Annotated in this window: 6 protein-coding genes; 4 read left to right on the top strand and 2 right to left on the bottom strand. The window is 72.9% G+C overall.

The features are described from left to right. Nucleotides 1-213, bottom strand: a 213-nt coding sequence (locus tag DW299_RS14195) for a hypothetical protein (protein ID WP_136036971.1), incomplete at its 3' end; no start/stop codon positions are given. A gap of 71 nt (nucleotides 214-284) precedes the next feature. On the opposite strand from DW299_RS14195, the gene DW299_RS14190 reads away from it, so the two are divergent. Together DW299_RS14190 and DW299_RS14185 are read left to right on the top strand one after the other, a co-directional pair. After that, a complete protein-coding gene (locus DW299_RS14190; protein WP_136028758.1) occupies nucleotides 285-1,649 on the top strand; it encodes a tyrosine-protein kinase domain-containing protein in 1,365 nt (454 codons plus the stop codon). A 103-nt stretch (nucleotides 1,650-1,752) separates the two neighbouring features. Beyond that, nucleotides 1,753-3,216, top strand: a complete 1,464-nt coding sequence (locus DW299_RS14185) for a tyrosine-protein kinase domain-containing protein (protein ID WP_136028759.1) — start codon at nucleotides 1,753-1,755, stop codon at nucleotides 3,214-3,216. A 17-nt stretch (nucleotides 3,217-3,233) separates the two neighbouring features. On the opposite strand, the gene DW299_RS14180 is transcribed toward DW299_RS14185, so the two are convergent. Continuing rightward, nucleotides 3,234-3,677: a GtrA family protein gene (locus DW299_RS14180; protein ID WP_136028760.1), complete on the bottom strand. Its 444-nt coding sequence runs from the start codon at nucleotides 3,675-3,677 to the stop codon at nucleotides 3,234-3,236. A gap of 60 nt (nucleotides 3,678-3,737) precedes the next feature. On the opposite strand from DW299_RS14180, the gene DW299_RS14175 reads away from it, so the two are divergent. Both DW299_RS14175 and DW299_RS14170 read left to right on the top strand, forming a co-directional pair. Then, nucleotides 3,738-4,523 (top strand): glycosyltransferase family 2 protein, encoded by a 786-nt coding sequence (locus DW299_RS14175; protein ID WP_136036970.1) that lies wholly within the window; start codon nucleotides 3,738-3,740, stop codon nucleotides 4,521-4,523. Next, nucleotides 4,520-5,611 (top strand): hypothetical protein (locus tag DW299_RS14170; RefSeq protein ID WP_205814410.1); only part of this gene is annotated, 1,092 nt, incomplete at its 3' end. The genes DW299_RS14175 and DW299_RS14170, both read left to right, overlap by 4 nt.

Below are 5,611 nucleotides of genomic sequence, written 5' to 3'. Positions count from 1 at the left end.
CTCCGCCGTGAACGGCACGGCCGTGCGCGCGGCGGCCTCCGCCATGCGCGCAAGCTCCCTGGTGTCCGCGAGCGGCGCCCGTGCGGGCTCGGAGCGGCGCGGTTCGCCGATCATCTCGCGCAGACGCCACCGGGTGTGGGTGTCGTCGAGCACGACGTCCGCGCGGTGATCCGAGCGCGGACCATCGGGGAAGAGATCGCGGAGTGCCGTCATGCTGCCCTTCGGGGAGTGGGTAGTCTCAGGAGACGATACCCCCGATCCGCACGACCGAGCACGGGAGAACCATGCAGTTCCAGGACTATCTCCGGATCCTGCGCCGCCAGCTCGTCATCATCCTGGCCGGTGCCGTGATCGGAGTGTCGGTCGGCGCCCTGATCGCCATGCTCACGCCGCAGCGCTACCAGGCCACCACCGAGGTCATGGTCACCGTGCAGCTGGGCGAGACCGCGAGCCCCACCGAGCGCGCGCTCGCCACGAGCTACGCCAACCAGGTCGTGCAGACCTACCGCGACGTCGTGACGAGCTCGATCGTGCTCGACCGTGTGATCGACGACCTCGGCCTCGACGTGGACCGGGCCGAGCTCGCGGCCGCCGCCGACGCCTCCGCCCAGCTCAACAGCGCGATCCTCTCGATCCGGGTCAGCGACACCAACCCCGGTCAGGCCGCACGGATCGCGAACGGCATCGCCGAGAGCTTCTCCGCCGTGGTCTCCGACACGCTCGAACTGCGGGAGCAGGAGACCTCCTACACCATCCACATCGTCACACTGCAGGCCGCCCAGGTGCCCACCACACCGGTCGCGCCCAACACGCAGCTGATGCTCGTGGTCGGCGGGCTCGTCGGTCTCGCGGTCGGCCTGGCGGTCGCCCTGCTGCGCTCGCTGCTCGATCAGCGGGTGCGCACCGATGCCGACGTGCAGGCGGCCCTCCCCGTCCCGCTCCTGGGGCGGATCCCGCTCGACCCCGACACCGCCGACCGCCCGCTGGCCGTCAGCTCCGTTCCGCAGAGCGCACGCGCCGAGGCGTACCGCAGCCTCCGCACCAACGTGCGCTTCCTGTTCGAGGACGGCAGGGGCGTGTTCGTGGTCACCAGCTCCGGGCCGGGCGAGGGCAAGTCGACCACCGCCGCCAACCTCGCGCTCGCGTTCGCCGACGCCGGGCACCGCGTCGCCCTGATCGACGCCGACCTGCGGCTGCCGCGCGTCGCCGACTACTTCGGGATCGAGGGCGGCATCGGACTGAGCGACGTGCTCGCCGGTCGCGTGCGCCTGAACGACGTGGTGCAGCGCTGGGGCCGCAGCTCGCTGTTCCTGCTGCCCGCCGGCTCCCTGCCGCCGAACCCCGCGGAGCTGCTCGGCTCCCCCGCCATGCAGCAGCTCGTCGACGCGGCGGGCGAGGCGTTCGACGTGGTCGTGATCGACGCCCCTCCGCTGCTGCTCGTGACCGACGCCGCCGTGATCGCCCGGGTGACCACCGGGGCGATCCTGATCGCGGCGGCCGGGGCGACGCAGGCCGGACGACTCGCCGCCGCCGCGAAGAGCATCGAGGCCGTCGACGCCCGGGTGCTCGGCACCGTGCTCACCAAGGCCCCGCTCGGTCGCAGGGAGCACAACGCCCAGACCTCGTACGCCGCCGCGGCGCCACGCTGACGCTCCGTCCGGCACGGCGCCCGCGCTGTGGGAGAATGACGGGATTTGACTCTGCGGTTCACCGTCGTCCGGGAGCCGCCCAGCAACAGAAGGAATCTGCCGCGTGGAACTTCGCGACTATGTGCGCATCCTGCACCGGAACTGGATCCTCATCCTGGTCCTGCTCCTCCTCGGCCTCGCGGGCGGTGCCGGGTACGCGGCTCTCCAGCAGCCCAAGTACGTCGCTTCGACGCAGCTGTACGTGTCGGTGCGCACCGAGGGCGCCGCGACCGGTGACCTCGTGCAGGGGACGACGTTCGCGCGCCAGATGGTGACCAGCTACGTCGACGTGGTGGGCACCGCGCTCGTGCTCGAGCCCGTGATCGAGGAGCTGGGCCTGGACGACAGCGTCGCCGAGCTGAGCGGCCGCATCACCGCCACGACCCCGCTGAACACGGTGCTGATCGACGTGAGCGCGACCGACGGCGACCCGGAACGCGCGGCCGAGATCGCCAACGCGGTCGCCGTGAGCTTCCAGGACGCGGTGCAGAACACGCTCGAGCAGCCGGCGGTGGAAGACGCCGTGAGCCCCGTGCGCATCACCGTGACCGAGCCGGCCGAGGTGCCGACGGCCCCCACCAGCCCGAACGTGCGGCTGCTGGTCATCCTCGGCGGCATCATCGGACTGGCCCTGGGTGTGGCGGTGGCCATGCTGCGCACCGTGCTCGACAACCGCATCCACACGCTCCACGACATCGAGGCCCTCACCGAGCGGCCCGTGCTCGGCGGCATCGCGTACGACCCGGAGGCGACCAAGCGTCCGCTGATCGTGCACGCCGACCCGCGCAGCCCGCGCGCCGAGTCCTTCCGCAGCCTCCGCACGAACCTCCAGTTCCTGAACCTCGACGCCGGTCCGCGCATCTTCGTGGTCTCCAGCGCCGGGCCCGGCGAGGGCAAGTCCACCACCACCGCCAACCTGGCCATCGCGCTCGCGGAGACCGGAGCCAGGGTCGCGCTCGTCGACGGCGACCTGCGCCTCCCCCGCGTCGCGGACTACATGGGCATCGAGGGCGGTGCGGGCCTGACCGACGTGCTGATCGGTCGCATGGACGTGGCCGATGCGCTGCAGAAGTGGGGCACCAGCGACCTCTACCTGCTGCCCAGCGGCCAGGTGCCGCCGAACCCGAGCGAGCTGCTCGGATCGGCCGCCATGGACCAGGTGCTCGCGTCTCTGGGCGAGTACTTCGACTACGTGCTGATCGACGCGCCCCCGCTGCTGCTCGTGACCGATGCCGCGGTGGTCGGCGCCAAGACGCGCGGGGTCATCCTCGCCGCCGCGTCGGGCAAGACCAGGAAGCAGGAGCTGTCCGGCGCGGTCCGCGCGCTGGAGACCGCCGGTGTCGCCCTGCTCGGCATCGTGGTGACCATGCTCCCGACCAAGGGTCCGGACAGCTACGGCTACGGCGCCTACACGTACGGCGCGACGCACGAGTCCGACGGCACCCCGGTGCACGCCGGACGGCATGCGTCCAAGCGCGGCCGCACCCGCACCTCGCGCACCGGGAAGCCCGCGAGGGTGCGGGCCTGAGCGCAGGCGGCGGCGGGTCAGTTCTTCGGAGCGACCCGGAACACCACGCCGTGGTAGAGCAGGAAGCGCAGCACCACGACGATCACGATGCTCGTGAGGTTCACGGCGTTGACGGCGATGGCGCCGGGGGTACGACCGAGGATGCCGGCCACGGCCTCCACCCCCACCCACACCAGGGCGGCGCCCAGGGCGGTGCACGCGGCGTTCACGGCCAGGAACAGGATCACCTCGGAGACCCGGCCGCGGCGGTCCCGGTGCCGGAACGTCCATTCGCGGTTGCCGATGTAGGCGTTGATCAGCGCGACGAGGGACGCGACGATCTTGGCCGCGACGACGTCCCACCCCCACACGTAGACGAGAAGATTGAAGACGCCGACCTCGATCAGGGTGCTGACGGCACCGACGACGAGGAACCGGCTGCCGACGCCGGCGAGGCGGCGCAGTCGTGAGGGAGGATTCATGGCTCAACTAGGCTACTTCCTGAACGCCTCCGCGCCCCGCCACCCCCATCCGAGGACCCCGTGACTCTCCGCCATCTCGCCATCGTCATGCCCGCCTACAACGAGGCGGAGGGCATCGAGGGCTTCGTCGACGAGATCCGCGCGTCCGTGGCCCCGCTCGCCGACACCGTCTCGTTCCACATCGCCGACGACCGGTCGACCGACACCACGGCGGCCGTGTTCGACGGTGTCGCCGACACCACGGTCGAGGTGCAGGCGGCGAACCGCGGCCACGGCCCGACCGCCCTGGCCGCCTACCGCGCCGGCCTCGCCGCCGACCCCGAGGTGCTGGTGCACGTCGACGGGGACGGGCAGTTCCTCGGCAGCGACTTCCCGCGGCTGATCGGCGCGCTCCTGGCCGAGCAGGCCGACGTCGTGCACGGCGTGCGCGACGGCCGCACCGACCCCTGGTACCGCAAGAGCCTCACCGGCGCGGTCGGCCTGATGATCGCCCTCGCCGCCGGACGCCGCATCCCCGACGTGAACACACCGCTGCGCGCCTACCGCCCCGATGCCCTGCGCGTGCTGCTCGACGCGGTCCCGGCCGAGGCGACCGTGCCGCACGTGCACTTCTCGTTGGCCGAGGCCAGGGCGGGCTTCCGCGTGCGCTACCTCCGCGTCGCCAGCATCCCGCGCCGCGGCGAGTCCGCCTCGGGCACCATGTGGGGTCGCGGCGCCGGCGTGACCCTGCCGCCCAAGCGCCTGCGCCTGTTCGTGCGCGCCGCGCTCGGTGAGGCGTGGGAGCTGTCGCTGCGGCCGTCCGCCCCGCTGCGTGCCGTGCGACGCCCGGAGCCCGTCGCCCGATGACGCGGGCGCGCACGATCCTGTTCTGGGCGGCCGCGGTCGCCCTGCTGGCGGGACATGCGATCCTCGCCTGGCACAGTCTCACGGTGTGGCGGTTCTGGGAGGACGAGGCGTTCAACCTGACCGTGCCGCGCAATCTGCTCGCCGGGCTCGGCTACGCCAGCGACGGCGCGCTGTCCGGCTCGACGATCACGCCGTTCGACCCGCGGATCTCCACCGGCCCCGTCGTGCTGCTCCCGGTCGCCGCGACCCTCGCGACCGGGATGGACCCGGTGCTGGCCGCCCGACTCGTGCCGCTCGCGTTCTGGATCCTGCTGCTGGCGGGGCTGGGCGTGCTGGGCTGGCGGATCGCCGGACGGTGGGCGGCTCTGCTCGCCGTGACCGTGCCGCTGGCGTTCACCGCGAGCGCCGGTGTCTCCCCCATCCAGGGGCCGGCCGATCTGCTGGGCGAGATCCCCGCGGCCGCCCTGATCGTGTGGGCCCTGGTCGTGCTTCCTCGCCGCGCCTGGCTGGCCGGGCTCCTGGTGGGGCTCGCGGTGCAGGCGAAGCTCATCGCGCTGCTGGTGCTGCCGGCGTTCGCGGTCGCGCTGTGGGTGCTGTCGGACGGCACGGGCTGGGCGCGGCTGCGCGACACGCTGCGCCGCGCGTGGCTTCCGCTGCTGCTGGTCGCGGTGCCGACCGCGCTCGTGGAGCTCGCGGCACTGCTGTCGCTCGGGCCGGCCGGGTTCGTCGAGCACCTGCGGGCGCTCGTGCGGTTCGTGCGCAGCGGCGGACAGGGCGACGCGGCGACCTCCGTCCTGCAGAAGCTCGGCACACTGGCCGACTCGTGGTCGCTGCCCGGGGTGCTGGCCGTGGTCGCCGCCGCGCTCGCCCTCGTGCTCGTGGTGGCGGGGGTGGTGCGGCGCTGGCGCTCGGCCACCGCGGAGGAGCGGATCGTGATCGCCTACGCCCTCGCGGCTCTGGTGGGGGCGCTCGCCTTCGTGGGCTGGTGGGCGACCGCGTCGCGGCTGCCGCTGTGGGTGCGTCACCCCGCGCCCGGCGTGTTCGCGTTCTTCCCGGTGCTCGCAGCTGTCGCGCTGTGGGCGGTGCCG

Origin of the sequence: Microbacterium sp. K35, assembly GCF_004794375.1 — a bacterium.
Taxonomy (GTDB): domain Bacteria; phylum Actinomycetota; class Actinomycetes; order Actinomycetales; family Microbacteriaceae; genus Microbacterium; species Microbacterium sufflavum.
This window is presented reverse-complemented; position numbering and strand designations above follow the sequence as displayed.

Bases quoted from the DNA above. Each gene is read 5' to 3' on its own strand.
- DW299_RS14180 (WP_136028760.1), bottom strand. From the start codon at position 3,677: ATGAATCCTCCCTCACGACTGCGCCGCCTCGCCGGCGTCGGCAGCCGG.
- DW299_RS14190 (WP_136028758.1), top strand. From the start codon at position 285: ATGCAGTTCCAGGACTATCTCCGGATCCTGCGCCGCCAGCTCGTCATC.